This is a genomic window from Nonomuraea sp. NPDC050691, assembly GCF_040654455.1.
Lineage (GTDB): Bacteria > Actinomycetota > Actinomycetes > Streptosporangiales > Streptosporangiaceae > Nonomuraea.
The window spans coordinates 14,091-27,992 of the sequence record NZ_JBFAIA010000049.1; the positions used below are offsets into that span (position 1 = coordinate 14,091).

The following is a 13,902-nucleotide window of genomic DNA, read 5'->3' on the forward strand; positions in this document are numbered from 1 at the left end:
CTGCTGCTGATCGTCGTCATCGGCGCCCTGCTCCGCTGACGCGCCCTCCGGCGCGACCCGGCGGGTCTACCAGGCGTAGTCCTCCGGCGCGGGGCGGTGCCCCGGGAACAGCTCGTCCAGCCGCGCCAGCGCCTGCTCGTCCAGCGTGATCTCCAGGGTCCGCAGGCTGCCGTCGAGCTGCTCGATCGTGCGCGGGCCGATGATCGGCGCGGCGACCGCGGGGCGCGTCAGCAGCCAGGCCAGCGCCACGTTCGCGGGCTCCTCGCCCAGCTCGTCGCAGAACTTCTCGTACTGCTCGATCGCGTCGCGGTACTTCTCCAGCTGCTTGACCATGTGGTCGCTGGCCGAGCGGCCCTTGTCGATCTTGCGGAGCACGCCGCCGAGCAGGCCGCCGCCGAGCGGGCTCCACGGGATGACGCCGAGGCCGTAGTCCTCGCAGGCCGGCAGCACCTCCAACTCGACCGCGCGGGTGAGCAGGTTGTAGTGGCTCTGCTCGCTGACCAGGCCGAGCGTGTTGCGGCGGGCCGCGGTCTCCTGGGCCTTGGCGATGTGCCAGCCCGCGAAGTTGGACGACCCGACGTAGAGGATCTTGCCCTGCTGGCGCAGGATCTCCATGGCCTCCCAGAACTCGTCGAACGGGGTGTCCCGGTCGACGTGGTGGGCCTGGTAGATGTCGATGTAGTCGGTCTGCATGCGCTTGAGCGAGGCGTCGCAGGCGCGGCGGATGTTGAGCGCGGAGAGCTTGTCGTCGTTGGGCCAGTCGCCCATCGAGCCGTAGAGCTTGGTCGCGATGACCGTCTTCTCCCGGCGCCCGTCGCCCTTGGCGAACCAGTTGCCGATGATCCGCTCGGTGACCCCCTCGCCCTTCTTCCAGCCGTAGACATTGGCTGTGTCGAAGAAGTTGATGCCCAGCTCATGGGCCCGGTCCATGATCGCGAAGGAGTCCTCCTCGCTGGTCACGGGACCGAAGTTCATGGTACCGAGGCAGAGCGGGCTGACCTTGAGCCCGCTACGTCCGAGGTTCACATAATCCATAGGTCTCAGGCTAAATACCTGGAGCGCACTCCAGGCTAGGACCCCGGGAGGACTTCGACGAGGACGTGGGAACGGCCGCCCTCACTCTCGGCCGTGGGCCACGTCCACGGGCGTGGCGCATCGGGCGCCGCCGCTCGGCCCCTGACGGGCTCGAGAACGCCGCCTGTTAGGGTGACGCGGGTGGGTGCGGGGATCATCAGATCGGCGGTTCCCCTGTTCCTGTCGATGGTGACCGGAATGATCGGCACCCTCGTCGTCACCTCGGTGCTCGGCCGGCACGCCACGGTCACGCTGGCGGCCTTCGCGGTCATGACCGCCGTGCTCAACCCCGCCACCGCCGCCGTCACGGGCGCGTTACGCGGTCTCGCGCCGTTCGTCGCGCCCCACCGCGACGAGCCCGCCCGCGCCGTCCCCGTCCTGCGCGACGCCCGCTGGCTCACCCTCCTCGTCGGTACGGCCGGCGCGCTGGCCGTCCTCGCGGTGCCCCCGCTCGCCCGGCTCACCGGCGTGCCGCCGGAGGTGGTCGCCGAGCTGGGACCGCTGCCCTGGCTGCTCGCGCTCTACCTGCTCGTGTACGCCTCCAGCGGCGGCGCCACCACCGTGCTCGTCGCGCTCGGCCGCAGCCGGCAGGTGCTCTGGTCCAGCCTGGCGGGGACCGCCGTGATGGCCGGCTGCGCGCTGGTCCTGGTGCCGCGCCTCGGACTCACGGGCGTGGGCGTCGCCTGGCTGTCGTGGGGAGTGGTCGGCGTGGTGGTCGCCAACGTCTGCCTGCGGCGCGCCATCGGCGTGCGGGTGGGCCGGGCCCGGCCCCGGCCCGCCAAGATCGCCGAGCTGGGCAGGGTGAGCCTGCCGCTGGCCGCCACGGTGCTGATCAAGTTCGGCGGGCTCGGCGTCGTCACGTTCGCCGCGAGCACGACCAGCGCCCGGGACGCCGCCGCCCACGCCGTGCTGACCACGCTCACCGGCCTCATCATGCTCGCCTCGCTGTCCGTGGCGCAGGCCTCGGTGCCGGAGGTGGCCCGCGCCGGGGACCCCGCCGGGGCGCGGCGCGCCAACCGGATCGCGGCGCTGGTCGCGCTCGGCGGCACGGCCGTGGGCGCGCTCGTGCTGCTCGTCCTTCGTGACCCGGTGCTGGCGGCGTTCACCGACGACCCCGGCGTGCGGGAGCGGGCGGGCGAGCTGCTGCCGCTCATGCTGCTCGCCTCGGCCGCCGACGGCGCGCAGGCCGTGCAGGGCATCGGGCTGACCGCGCTGAAGAAGTCGGCGGCCAGCATGCTCTACTTCGCCGCGGGCTACGGGCTGATGGTGCTCGCCGCCGTGCCGGTGGCCGCCACCTGGGGGATCACCGGGCTGTGGACAGCCGTGGCCGTGACGAACCTCGTCCTGGTCGTCCTGCAGGGCACGGGTTTCCACCGGCACAGCGCTCAGGTCGGAAAGGTGGCCGTTGAGGCATGATGGCGGCGTGGGGGACCTGAGACGCGCGGTCATGACGGCCGCGGCGACATGTGCGGTGCTGGGTGCCTTTGCGGCGCCCCCGGCGGCCGGAGAGACGGGGAGACCGCGATCCGCGGCCGACGACGTGGGGGAGCGGCTGTTCCGGTTCAAGGACAAGAGGATCACCGAGTCGAGCGGCCTGGCGCTGTCGCCGACGCACGCCGACGTCTACTACACGCACAACGACAGCTCCGCCGCCCCGGTCTTCTACGCGGTGGGCGGCGACGGGCGGACACGGGCGACGTTCCACGTGAGCGGGGCGAAGGCGCGCGACTGGGAGGCGATGGCCGCATCCAAGGACCCGGCGACCGGACGCGGGGTGCTCTGGTTCGCCGACATCGGCGACAACCTCGACGGCGCGTGGCCCGACGTGTCGGTCTACAAGGTGATGGAGCCGGAGACCCTGCGGGACGCCACGCTGCCCGCGGTCCGCTACCGGTTCCGCTACGAGGACGGCGCCCGCAACGCCGAGGGCCTCATGGTCCACCCGGTCACCGGGCGGCTGTACGTGGTGTCCAAGGAGTTCGCCGGGTCGGTGTACGCCGCACCGGCCAAGCTGCGCACCGGCCGGGTGAACGTCCTGCGCAAGGGGGCCGCCGCACCGCTGATGGCCACCGACGCCGCGTACGCGCCCGACGGCTCCTCGTACGTGGTCCGCACCTACTTCTCGGCCACCGTCTACCGGCCGAACGGCGACATGATCGCCAAGGTGTCGATGCCGGAGCTCGACCAGGCCGAGTCGATCACGTACACGGCCGACGGCCGGGCGCTGCTGACAGGCAGCGAGGGGGTGTCGAGCCCGGTCTACCGGGTGCCGCTGCCGGAGGCGGCGCTGCGCGGCGTCCGCGCGTCGGCGCGGCCGTCCACGACCCCGAGCGCCCGGGCGCCGCAGCGGGCGACCCGCACGGCCTCGCCCCGGCCGGAGGCCTCGGGCAGCGGGGCGGAGCGCGGCTTAACCGTCCGCGACGTGCTCATCTGGCTGCTCGCCGCCGCGGGCGCGACCGGCGTGATCACCTTCATCGCCCGCCGTACCCGCTGACCGCCCGGGACGGGGTCAGCGGTGGTGGCGCATCGTGGCGGTGAACATGTCCCCGCGCAGGGCCTGCTCGACGACGCTGATGGCGCGGGCCAGACGGACCAGGCGTGGTCCCTCCGCGCGATAGACGTCGAGCACCGCCTCGACGGCGTGCGGCGGCAGATGACTCTTGAGATCGACCGCCGCGCTCCGGTATCCCGCCCTGGCGGCTTCGACGTCCGCGTTGACGTGGTGGATCGCCATCCTGGCCAGGGCGATCGGATGGCGCCTGAGAACCTCGTACGCGCGGTAATCGGGCGGGACGGCGTCAAGGAGCCAGGCCACTGCCGAGGTCTCCCAGTCGGGAACGCTGGGCGGGCGGACCTCGGCCGGCCACTCCGGCGGCAGGTACATGAAGCCATCGTACTCACGTTCGATTGACTGCCGCCGTGGTGGCAGGCGGCCTCAGCTCGCCGCTCGCTTCACGAGCTCGGCGATCCGCGCCTCCTCGGCGGCGTTCAGCCCGGTCAGGGCGAAGGCGGTCGGCCACATGGTGCCGTCGTCGAGGTTCGCCGGGTCGTTGAAGCCGAGCGTGGAGTACCTCGTGTTGAACTTCTGCGAGGGCTGGTAGAAGCAGACGATCTTGCCGTCCTTGGCGTACGCGGGCTGGCCGTACCAGAGCTTCGCCGCGAGCTCCGGCGCGTTCTCCTTGACGATGGCGTGGATCCGTTCGGCCATGTCCCGGTCCGAGCCCTCCATCTCGGCGATCTTCGCGACCACGGCGGCCTCGTCCTCCGCCGCCTTGTCACGCGATCCGCGGCGTGCGGACGACGCCCGCACCTCCTTGGCGCGCTCCTTCATCGCGGCGCGCTCCTCGGCAGTGAAGCCCTCGGACGTCGTGTCGGTCTTCTTGGTCATTGCGGGGTCCTTCCGGTATGTGGATTGATGGGGGGCAACGTCATGCTAGGGAATGGCGCTGGTGTAGCGGGGGGAAGCCCGTCAGCCCCACGCGCCGGCGATCTGACGGGTCGTGGCGTTGAGCCGGTTGAACAGGTTGGTGAGGCCGATCATCATGACGATCGCGGCGAGCTGCTTCTCGTCGAAGAAGGTGGCGGCCCTGTCCCAGACCTCGTCGCTCACCGGGTCCGGACGGTCGGCCAACCGCGTCGCGGCCTCGGCCAGCGCGAGGGCCGCCCGCTCCGCGTCGGTGAAGTAGGGGGTCTCACGCCAGGCGGCGACCGTGGCCAGCCGCTCGTCGCTCACCCCGGCCTTGCGGGCCGTCTTGGCGCCGCCGTCGACGCAGGCGCTGCAGCCGTTGATCTGGCTGACCCGCAGATGCACCAGCTCCAGCGTCTGCGCGTCCACCCCGCCGGAGTGCACGGCCTTGAAGATCTCCTGAATGGGCTGCATCGCACCGGACAGCACGACGGCGGGGTTCTGCATACGAGACTGCATTTCTGTCTGTCCTCTTCCCGTCAGTGCCCCGTTCCGTCGGGGCGTGACACCATGACAGCCGAACCGGATCGCCACGACCACGGCGGTGGGACACCGTGGGACAGCCGGAACGGTGTTGACCAGCGACGACCAGGCCCGGGAAACTTCTGTCGGAATGGGACAAGAAGGCGGGGGAATGGTGGATGTGCAACAGCGGTCGGTGAAGGCCGACCCGCAGGACGAGCTGGCCGAGCAACTGCGCCTGCTCCAGAAACTGTCCGGGCTCGGCGTCCGGGCCCTCGCGAAGGACACCGGCCTCAGTTCCTCGTCGCTGTCGCGCTACCTCAACGGCCAGATCGTGCCGCCCTGGCCGGCGGTGATCGCGCTCTGCCGCCTCGTCAAGCGCGACCCCCGGCCGCTGCGCCCCCTGTGGGAACGGTCCTCGAACCCCCTGCCGGCGCCCCCGAAGGCCAGCCGCCAGGTCCACCCGCAGCCCCGCAACGACCTGCCGCGCGACGTGGCCGACTTCACCGGGCGCGAGGCCGAGCTCGCCGCCGTGCTCGCCGCCGTGGACAGCCACCGGATCGTCGCCGTCGACGGCATGGCGGGCGTCGGCAAGACCTGCCTGGCGGTGCACGCCGCGCACCGGCTCGCCACCCGCTACCCGGACGCCCAGCTGTATGTGGACCTGCACGGGTTCACCGAGGGCCGGCCGCCGCTCGATCCCGACTCCGCGCTGCGGATGCTGCTCGGCGCGCTCGACGTCCCGTCCGAGAGGGTCCCGCAGGAGGGCCTCGAACAGCTCGCCGCCTGCTGGCGCTCCGAACTGGCCCGCCGGCGGGTCGTCGTGGTCCTCGACAACGCCGCCGACGCCGAGCAGGTCCGCCCGCTGCTGCCGGGCGCCGGCCCCTCCGTCGCCCTGGTCACGAGCCGCAACCGGCTGCTGGGCCTGGAAGAGGTGCCCCCCGTCTCGCTGGACGTGCTGAGCCCGCAGGAGAGCGCGGAGCTGCTGGCCCGTGCCAGCGGCGACCCCAGCGGCCCCGACGGCCGGCTGGCCCGCGACCCGGAGGCCGCCGCAGAGGTGCTGCGGCTGTGCGGCCATCTGCCGCTGGCCCTGCGGCTGGCCGCGGCCCGGCTGCGGCACCGTCCGGGCTGGACCGTGGGCATCCTCGTCGAGCGTCTGGCCGAGGGCGCCAGCGAGTTCGACACCGCGTTCGCCATGTCCGTGCGGCAGCTGGACCGGGCCCAGGCCCGTCTGTTCCGGTTGCTGGGCCTGCTGCCCGGGGCGTCCTTCGACGAGTACGTGGCGGCGGCCCTGGCCGACATATCGCTGCGCAGCGCCCGGGCGATGCTGGAGGACCTGCTCGACGCGCACCTCGTCCAGCAGCCGACCCCCGGCCGCTACCGGCTGCACGACCTGGTGCACCAGCACGCGCGCCGGAGCACCGCGGAGCAGGACTCGCCCGCCGAGCGGGAGCGGGCGCTGGGAAGGGTGCTCGACTACTACGTGCACGCGGCGGCCGCCGCCGACGCCGCGATGCCGTTCCTGTCGGCGGGCCGGCCGGCCTCCGCGGGGCGGCCTCCGGCCGAGCTGCCGCGGTTCACGGACAAGAACGCGGCCTTCTCCTGGCTGGTCGCGGAATACGGCAACCTGATCGGCGTCTTCGAGACGGCGGCGGCGACCGGGGCCGACGCGCACGTGTGCGAGCTGCCGCGCTTCCTGCGCGCGTACTTCGCGCGGCGCTGCGGCACGACGCATCTCAACGTCCTCTTCGAGCGGTCGCTGGTGGCCGCCGAGCGCCTGGGCGATCCGCTGCAACTGGCCGAGGCGCACAGCGACCTGGGCTTCGCGCGCTACAACGCGGGCCGGATGGCGGAGGCCGCCGCCGCGTACGAGGCGGCCGGCCTCCTGGTGTCCCAGGCGGGGGACAGGCGCGCGGAAGCCGAGCTGGCCATGCGCCGCGGCTACCTGAGCTGGGACGAGGGGCACGTCGAGGAGCCGCTCGAACTCTTCCGGCTGGCGGGGAGCCTGTACGAGGCGGCCGGCAGCGTGACGGGCGCCGCCCACGCGGCCGCGGCGGAGGCCTGGGCGATGCTGCAACTGGGACACCGCGAGGAGGCGGCCCAGCGGGCCCGGGAGGTGCTGGACATCCCGCACACCGACCCCGCGTGGCCGCCCACCCTGACGGCCCGGATCACCCTCGGAGTGGCCATCGCCCACGAGGAACCCGACGAGGCGACCGAGCACCTTCGTCAGGCGCTGGAGCTGGCCCGCGAGGACGGGCACCTGAACAACCAGGCGTGGTGCCTCAACTGCCTGGGCGTCGCGCTGCGGCAGATGGGCCGCTACGAGGAGGCGCTGGCCAGCCACCGGGAGGCCTTCGCGCTGTTGGACGAGCTGTTCGAGGAGCACTGGAAGATCCGCTTCCTCAACGGGTACGGCGAGACCTGCCGGCTCGCGGGCCTGCCCGAGGAGGCCCTGCGGCTGCACCGGGAGGCGCTGGAGCTGGCCCCGAGGCTGGGATACCGGTACGAGGAGGCGCTGGCCCACGAGGGCATCGCGGTCGTGCTGGAGGAGACGGATCCGGCCGCGGCCGCCCAGCACCGCGCGGCGCGGCAGGCCGTCCTCAAGGAGCTCGGCTGATCGTCAGGGAGCCAGGCGTCAGTCCGGCGCGGTGTCGGTCCACTCGGCGACCTCGAACGTCTCGTACCCGGACACCTCGCCGGACTTGTGGAACCGGTCGGGCCGGCTGCCGGCCGTCAGACGGCGCGGCTTGCCGTCGTCCCCCGGGGGGAGTGCCCGTGAGCCTCGCGGCGGCGTCGCGACGAGATCACGCATGGCCAGCAGCGTCCCGTTGCCCGGGTCGATGATCCATTGGCGTCGGTAGGTGCCGAGCTGCTTGGGCGCGGTGGAGAGGCCGAGGGGGATGGTCGTCTCCAGCGGCAGGGAGATCACCACCCCGGGGCGGCCCAGAGGGTCGGTCGTCCTGCCCTCGGCCTCGACGCCGGGCAGGGTGGCGAGCATCCGGTACGCGGCCGCCCGCACCGCCGGAGGGACGGGCGCGCCGGCCAGCAGGGTGCCGGCCACATCGCTCAGCGCCCGGACGCGCTTCTCCCCCCGCAGGGTCCGCATCGGCTGCCTCGTGACCTTCGGGGCATACGCCTCCCAGTCGCCCTCGAGGTTCAGCAGGGCGTTCTCCAGTTGCTGGGGCTCGGTCGGCAGCGCGGCGAGCTGTCGCGGCGTCATGCCGAAGAACCGCTGATCTTCGATCTTGCGGCACGTCGGCGCCCTGTTCGGAGCCTCCAGGAAGAGGGTGCCCGGCCCCTCCTCGGTCCGGACCTCCACCTTCATGGGCGCCCCCGCCTTCCGCCATTTCCGCGTGTCACGGTCGGTCCATGGGCGGGCGGGCAGGTCCTGGTGGGTGAGGCAGGCGGTGCCGTTCTGATCGGTCCAGGCGTCGTAGCGCATCCTCGCCTCGATCTTGTAGTGATCCGCCGCGCTCGCGCCGACCGCGTAGATCTGCCCGGCGACGCGCGTGGTGTGCCAGTACGCGGCGGTCGGCCCCTTCCGCACATTGGCGGCCGCCACCAGCAGCGCGTTGCCCAGCACGGGAGGGCTCCCGCTCTGTCCGGGACGGGCGGGCCGGTCGTCGTCCGGTGCCGGATGGACGACGGCCAGGGTCACCGCGACCAGGGCGGCCGCCGCCAGCATGCTCACCATCGGGACCCGGAAGGCGCGGCGGGGGCGTGGCGGCGGTCCGGTCCGCCAGTCGGTGCGCAGGGCGAGCCGGCCGGGGCTCTCCTCGTGGGCCAGCGTCGTCCGCATCCGCCGCAGCGCGTCGAGTTCATCCATCGTTGTTCTCCCTGGGCAGGGCCTTGCGGAGCTTCGCGCGGGCCCGGTGGATTTTGGCCTTGACGGTGCCGAGGGGCAGATCCAGAGCCGCCGCGATCTCGGCGTACGACAGCTCGCCCCAGGCGAGCAACAGGACGGCGCCGCGATCCTGGGAGCTCAGCGAGGCGAGGGCCTTCGCCAGGTGAGGGCCGTACGCCGCGGCGGCCACACGATCGTCGACCGGCTCGGCGACTCCCTCCTCGGCGGGGTCCACACCCGTCCGGGCGAACGCCCGGTACATCCGGGTCTCCTGCCGGTGGTGCCTGGCGATCACCTTGCTGGCGATGCCCCACAGCCACGCGGCGAACTCCGACCGCCCGTCGAACCGCTCGCGTTGCCGGAACGCGGTGGCGAACGCCTCCGCCACGACGTCGTCGGCGAGCGTGGGCCCGAGGCGGCGCCTGATGTAGGCGTGGAGCCGCGGCGAGTGGCGGCGGAACAGCTCGCCGAACGCCTCGGGGTCGGTCAAGGAGACGGCGATGACGCCCGCGTCGTCGAGCGTCTCCGCGGGGCGACTCACCGCTCTCGCCGTGGCCATGAGGTGGCGTGCCCCTGAAGGGCGGTTTTCCGAGTGATCCAAGGTACTGACATACCTCTTATCTCCCGAAAGCCGCTCCCGGGTTGCGTCCGCATTCGCCGGTGCCCGCCTGTTGATAGCGAACCAAGTGAGCGCTAGTTTGGCTGACATGCGCGTGCTGGTCACCGGTGCCTCCGGGTTCGTCGGAGCGCACGCGGCCGTCGCCCTGGCCCAGGCCGGGCACGAGCCGCACCTCCTCGTCAGGGATCCGGCCAAGGCCGCGCGCTCCCTCACGGGCGCGGGAGCCCCCGACGCCGACTGGCCGCTCCACCGGGCCGACATCCGCGACGCCGCGGCCGTCCGCGACGCGCTCAAGGGCTGCGACGCCGTGCTGCACGCCGCCGCCGACATGGGCGTCACCGGGCACGGCGCCGACCTGCGCGGCTCGAACGTCGTCGGCCTGCGCAACGTCCTCGACCAGGCCGTGGAGCTGAGGCTGGACCCGGTCGTGCACGTGTCCACGGTCGCGGTGTTCGTTCCGCCGGCCGGGCCGCGCATCACCCCCGACAGCCCGCTGGCCAGCCCGCGCAACGCGTACGGCCGCTCCAAGGTCGAGGGCGAGCGCCACGCGCGGAGCCTGGACGGCGTCACCATCGTCTACCCCGGCGGCCTCCTCGGCCCCGGCCAGCCCCGGCTGGACGCGCTCAACGAGGGCTTCCGGGCCGGGGCGCGCTCCGGCTGGCTGGTGATCCCGGGCGGGGTGGGCATCCTGGACGTGCGCGACCTGGCTGCGGCGCTGGCGCGCTGCTTCACGCCGGGACAGGGCGCGCGCCGATACCTCATAGGTGGACATTTCAGGACCTGGGGGGAGCTGGCCGCGCTCTGCGCCGACCTGACCGGCCGCCGCCCCCGCACGTACCGGCTGCCCACCGGCCTGCTGCGCGCCGTCGCGACGGCCCTCGACGGCGCCAAGGCGCTCGGCGCCCCCGTCGCCTACCCGCTGACCCGCGACGCCGCCGACATCATGCTCACCATGGTCCCCACGGACGACACCCCCGCGCTGGAGGCGCTGGGCGTCACATTGCGTCCGGTAGAAGACACCGTTTCGGATACATTGCGGTGGCTGTGTGCGGAAGGGCACCTGGATCGGCGGGAAATCGGCAGACTGTCGCCGTGACGGAGAAGATTGGGATCGTCGGCGCCGGCATCGTCGGCCTGGCGGTCGCCCGCGAGCTGGCCACGGCCCGGGGCGCCGAGGTGACCGTGCTGGAGAAGGAGAGCCGGGTCGCGGCCCACCAGACGGGACACAACAGCGGCGTGGTCCACGCCGGCATCTACTATCCACCCGGGTCGCTCAAGGCCCGGCTGTGCCGCGAGGGCGTCGCGCTGCTCAAGGACTACTGCGCGCGGCACGCGCTGCCGTACGAGGAGGTCGGCAAGCTCGTCGTGGCGAGCACCCGCGCCGAGCGGCCGCTGCTGAAGGCGCTGGCCGAGCGGGCGAGGGCCAACGGCGTGCCCGGCATCGCCGAGCTCGACGCGCTCGGCCTGCGCGAGATCGAGCCGCACGCCGTCGGCGTCGGCGCCGTCCACTCGCCGCACACGGCGATCACCGACTTCCCCGCGGTCGCCCGCCGCCTCGCGCTCGACGTGGAGGAACAGGGCGGATCCGTACGGCTGGAGCACCCGGTCCGCGCGATCAGGGAGACCGCCTCGGGCGTGGAGGTGGTCGCGGGCGGGCGGCGCTTCGCCTTCGACCGGCTGGTGGTCTGCGCCGGGCTCGGCACCGACGCGGTCGCCGCGATGGCCGGCCGCCGGGGCGACATCAGGATCGTGCCGTTCCGCGGCGAGTACTACGAGCTGGCCGGCCCCGCCCGTGACCTGGTGCGCGGCCTGATCTACCCGGTGCCCGACCCGCGCTACCCGTTCCTCGGGGTCCACCTGACCCGGCACATCGACGGCGAGGTGCTCGTCGGGCCGAACGCCGTGCTGGCCCTCGCGTACGAGGGCTACCGCCGGCGCGACGTGCGCGACGTGCGGCGGATCGTCGGCTGGCCCGGCACCGTCCGGATGGCAGGCCGGCACTGGCGCACCGGCCTGCGGGAGATCTACGGCTCGCTCGCCAAGCGCGCCTTCCTCAAGGCGGCCCGCCGCTACGTGCCCGAACTGACCGCCGAGGACCTGCGCCGGACCGAGGGCGGCGTGCGCGCGCAGGCCGTGGCCAGGGACGGCCGCCTGGTCGACGACTTCGCCGTGGACGTGGACGGGAGGGTGGTGCTCGTCCGCAACGCGCCCTCTCCCGCGGCCACGTCCAGCCTGGCGATCGCCCGGCATATCGCCGCACATGTTCCAGCACTCGTCCGATGAGTGCATCCTTGGGTGTGATGGAAGCGCGCCTGCTGATCGTCGAGGACGACCCCAACATCCTCGAACTCCTCGCCGCGAGCCTGAGGTTCGCGGGATTCGACGTGACCACGGCCAAGAGCGGCCACGACGCCGTCGCCGCCGTGCAACGGCACCGGCCGGACCTCATCGTGCTCGACGTCATGCTGCCCGACCTCGACGGATTCGAGATCGTGCAGCGGCTGCGCGGCGGTGGGACGCACACCCCGGTGGTGTTCCTGACCGCCCGCGACGAGACCGAGGACAAGATCCGCGGGCTCACCCTCGGCGGCGACGACTACGTGACCAAGCCGTTCAGCCTCGAAGAGGTGGTGGCCCGCATCCACGCGGTGCTGCGCCGCACGACCGGCGACGGCCCCGCGCCGCCGCCGCGGCTCACGTTCGCCGACATCGAGCTCGACGAGGAGAGCCACGAGGTGTGGCGCGGCGGCACCGCGGTCCCGCTCTCGCCCACCGAGTTCAAGCTGCTGCGCTACTTCATGACCAACGCGGGCCGGGTCCTGTCCAAGCCGCAGATCCTCGACCACGTCTGGGACTACGACTTCAGGGGCGAGGTGGGCATCGTCGAGTCGTACGTGTCGGTGCTCCGCCGCAAGATCGACAACCGGAGCCCGCGCCTCATCCACACCCTGCGGGGCGTCGGCTACGTCCTGCGCCTGCCGCCGAGTCCCTGATGGCCGGGCTGCCGCTCAGGATCAAGCTGATCGCCGCGATGCTGGCGCTGCTGGCGCTCGGCCTCACCTTCATCGGCCTGGTCAGCGTCTCGGTCCTGCACGGCTACCTCCTCGACCGGCTGGACGGCCAGGTCAACCTGGTCGCCGTCCGCATGCAGAAGAAGCTGGAGTACGACTACCAGCGGCGCGAGAAGGGCCGCAAGGTCGGCGACAAGCCGCTGCTCATCGAGTCCGACACGATCGTCCTGGTACGCGACAAGAGCGGCCGCTACCAGCCGCTCCAGATCGACCGCGACGTCGACTTCAAGTCCAAGCCGGCGCTGGCGCCCTCGCCCGGCTCCGGCATCTACACCGCGAAGGCCGTGAACGGCGAGGGCAAGTGGCGGGTGCTGCACACCGTGACCCCGTACGGCGCCTTCGTCGTGGCCGCCGACCTGACCGAGGTCGACGAGATCACCCGCCGGCTCGGCCTCATCGAGCTGCTCGGCGGCGGCGGCATCCTGATCATCCTCACCGTCGTGGGCGTGACCACCGTGCGGGCCAGCATGCGGCCGCTGGTCCAGATCGAGCGCACCGCCGAGGCCATCGCCGAGGGCGAGCTGGGCCGGCGCGTGCCCGACGGCGACCCGCGTACCGAAGTGGGCCGCCTGGCCCGCTCGCTCAACGGCATGCTCGCGCAGATCGAGGCCGCCTTCGCCGCCCGCTCGGCCTCCGAGGCCGCGGCGCGCCGCTCCGAGGACCGCATGCGCCAGTTCGTCGGCGACGCCTCGCACGAGCTGCGCACGCCCCTCACCTCCATCCGCGGCTTCGCCGAGTACGCCCGGCAGAACCCCGGCGCCGACCCCGCCGAGCTCATGCAGCGCGTGGAGAAGGCGGCCGGCCGGATGAGCCTGCTCGTGGACGACCTGCTGCTGCTCGCCCGCGTCGACCAGCAGCGCCCGCTCAGCATGCGGCCGGTGGACATGCTGGCGCTGGCCGCCGACGCCGTCCACGACGCCCGCATCCTGCAGCCCGACCGGCTGATCACCCTCGACGTCGTCGGCGGCGCCGCCCTCATCGTCTCCGGCGACGAGGTACGCCTGCGTCAGGTGATCGGCAACCTCGTCACCAACGCCCTCGTCCACACCGACCAGGGCGCCCCGGTCACCGTCCGCGTCGGCGCCGGCGAGGACACCCTGTTCCTGGAGGTCGCCGACAAGGGCCCCGGACTCCCCCCGGAGCAGGCCGAGAAGGTCTTCGAGCGCTTCTACCGGGCCGACAGCGCCCGCTCGCGGCGGCGGGCCGGCGACGACCGGGGCAGCGGCCTCGGACTCGCCATCGTGCAGGCCCTCGTCCAGGCCCACGGCGGAGCCGTCACGCTGAGCACCGCGGTCGGCGCCGGCTGCACCTTCCGCGTCGAACTCCCACTCGCCTTGGAGTGACCCTTCAGCTATTCCTCAGC

At 72.8% G+C, this 13,902-nt stretch carries 13 protein-coding genes; 7 read left to right on the top strand and 6 right to left on the bottom strand.

Going from position 1 to position 13,902, the window contains the following annotated elements; translation table 11 throughout:
- Positions 1-66: 66 nt before the first annotated feature.
- Positions 67-1,035: an aldo/keto reductase gene (locus AB0H81_RS19760; protein WP_358376250.1), complete on the bottom strand. Its 969-nt coding sequence runs from the start codon at positions 1,033-1,035 to the stop codon at positions 67-69.
- 180 nt (positions 1,036-1,215) lie between these two features.
- Between AB0H81_RS19760 and AB0H81_RS19765 the strand changes: the two genes are divergently transcribed.
- The gene (locus tag AB0H81_RS19765) at positions 1,216-2,490 is read left to right on the top strand and encodes an MATE family efflux transporter (protein WP_358376252.1); all 1,275 of its coding nucleotides are present in this window, start codon (positions 1,216-1,218) and stop codon (positions 2,488-2,490) included.
- Positions 2,491-2,497: 7 nt separating this feature from the next.
- The gene (locus AB0H81_RS19770; protein WP_358376254.1) at positions 2,498-3,568 is read left to right on the top strand and encodes a hypothetical protein; all 1,071 of its coding nucleotides are present in this window, start codon (positions 2,498-2,500) and stop codon (positions 3,566-3,568) included.
- A gap of 15 nt (positions 3,569-3,583) precedes the next feature.
- On the opposite strand, the gene AB0H81_RS19775 is transcribed toward AB0H81_RS19770, so the two are convergent.
- The 3 genes from AB0H81_RS19775 to AB0H81_RS19785 all read right to left on the bottom strand — a co-directional run bounded on the left by AB0H81_RS19775 (position 3,584) and on the right by AB0H81_RS19785 (position 4,999).
- Positions 3,584-3,958 carry a hypothetical protein gene (locus AB0H81_RS19775; protein WP_358376256.1) on the bottom strand — a complete coding sequence of 125 codons (375 nt, stop codon included), beginning with the start codon at positions 3,956-3,958 and terminating at the stop codon, positions 3,584-3,586.
- A 51-nt stretch (positions 3,959-4,009) separates the two neighbouring features.
- Entirely contained in the window at positions 4,010-4,462 is a 453-nt protein-coding gene (locus AB0H81_RS19780; RefSeq protein WP_358376258.1) for a DUF1801 domain-containing protein, read from the bottom strand.
- An 81-nt stretch (positions 4,463-4,543) separates the two neighbouring features.
- Positions 4,544-4,999 carry a carboxymuconolactone decarboxylase family protein gene (locus AB0H81_RS19785; RefSeq protein WP_358376260.1) on the bottom strand — a complete coding sequence of 152 codons (456 nt, stop codon included), beginning with the start codon at positions 4,997-4,999 and terminating at the stop codon, positions 4,544-4,546.
- A 175-nt stretch (positions 5,000-5,174) separates the two neighbouring features.
- Here AB0H81_RS19785 and AB0H81_RS19790 point away from each other — a divergent pair, with 175 nt between their 5' ends.
- Complete coding sequence (locus AB0H81_RS19790; protein ID WP_358376261.1) at positions 5,175-7,622, top strand: tetratricopeptide repeat protein; 2,448 nt, start codon at positions 5,175-5,177, stop codon at positions 7,620-7,622.
- Between the two features lie 18 nt (positions 7,623-7,640).
- On the opposite strand, the gene AB0H81_RS19795 is transcribed toward AB0H81_RS19790, so the two are convergent.
- Entirely contained in the window at positions 7,641-8,831 is a 1,191-nt protein-coding gene (locus AB0H81_RS19795; protein WP_358376263.1) for a CU044_5270 family protein, read from the bottom strand.
- On the bottom strand, positions 8,824-9,390 hold the full coding sequence (locus AB0H81_RS19800; protein ID WP_358376265.1) for an RNA polymerase sigma factor: 567 nt from the start codon (positions 9,388-9,390) through the stop codon (positions 8,824-8,826). Before AB0H81_RS19800 ends, AB0H81_RS19795 begins: the two co-directional genes overlap by 8 nt.
- Positions 9,391-9,556: 166 nt before the next feature.
- Here AB0H81_RS19800 and AB0H81_RS19805 point away from each other — a divergent pair, with 166 nt between their 5' ends.
- The 4 genes from AB0H81_RS19805 to AB0H81_RS19820 are packed head-to-tail and all read left to right on the top strand — an operon-like array spanning position 9,557 to position 13,882.
- Entirely contained in the window at positions 9,557-10,564 is a 1,008-nt protein-coding gene (locus AB0H81_RS19805; protein ID WP_358376267.1) for an NAD-dependent epimerase/dehydratase family protein, read from the top strand.
- The gene (gene lhgO, locus AB0H81_RS19810; RefSeq protein ID WP_358376268.1) at positions 10,561-11,751 is read left to right on the top strand and encodes an L-2-hydroxyglutarate oxidase; all 1,191 of its coding nucleotides are present in this window, start codon (positions 10,561-10,563) and stop codon (positions 11,749-11,751) included. Before AB0H81_RS19805 ends, lhgO begins: the two co-directional genes overlap by 4 nt.
- 17 nt (positions 11,752-11,768) lie before the next feature.
- Positions 11,769-12,461: a response regulator transcription factor gene (locus AB0H81_RS19815; protein ID WP_235995810.1), complete on the top strand. Its 693-nt coding sequence runs from the start codon at positions 11,769-11,771 to the stop codon at positions 12,459-12,461.
- Positions 12,461-13,882: a HAMP domain-containing sensor histidine kinase gene (locus AB0H81_RS19820; protein WP_358376270.1), complete on the top strand. Its 1,422-nt coding sequence runs from the start codon at positions 12,461-12,463 to the stop codon at positions 13,880-13,882. Before AB0H81_RS19815 ends, AB0H81_RS19820 begins: the two co-directional genes overlap by 1 nt.
- Positions 13,883-13,902: the final 20 nt, after the last annotated feature.

Excerpts from the sequence above, each read along its gene's own strand:
- AB0H81_RS19805 (WP_358376267.1), top strand. The coding sequence starts at position 9,557 with ATGCGCGTGCTGGTCACCGGTGCCTCCGGGTTCGTCGGAGCGCACGCG.
- AB0H81_RS19820 (WP_358376270.1), top strand. The coding sequence starts at position 12,461 with ATGGCCGGGCTGCCGCTCAGGATCAAGCTGATCGCCGCGATGCTGGCG.
- AB0H81_RS19760 (WP_358376250.1), bottom strand. The coding sequence starts at position 1,035 with ATGGATTATGTGAACCTCGGACGTAGCGGGCTCAAGGTCAGCCCGCTC.
- AB0H81_RS19775 (WP_358376256.1), bottom strand. The coding sequence starts at position 3,958 with ATGTACCTGCCGCCGGAGTGGCCGGCCGAGGTCCGCCCGCCCAGCGTT.
- AB0H81_RS19815 (WP_235995810.1), top strand. The coding sequence starts at position 11,769 with ATGGAAGCGCGCCTGCTGATCGTCGAGGACGACCCCAACATCCTCGAA.
- AB0H81_RS19780 (WP_358376258.1), bottom strand. The coding sequence starts at position 4,462 with ATGACCAAGAAGACCGACACGACGTCCGAGGGCTTCACTGCCGAGGAG.
- AB0H81_RS19795 (WP_358376263.1), bottom strand. The coding sequence starts at position 8,831 with ATGGATGAACTCGACGCGCTGCGGCGGATGCGGACGACGCTGGCCCAC.
- AB0H81_RS19785 (WP_358376260.1), bottom strand. The coding sequence starts at position 4,999 with ATGCAGTCTCGTATGCAGAACCCCGCCGTCGTGCTGTCCGGTGCGATG.
- AB0H81_RS19790 (WP_358376261.1), top strand. The coding sequence starts at position 5,175 with ATGGTGGATGTGCAACAGCGGTCGGTGAAGGCCGACCCGCAGGACGAG.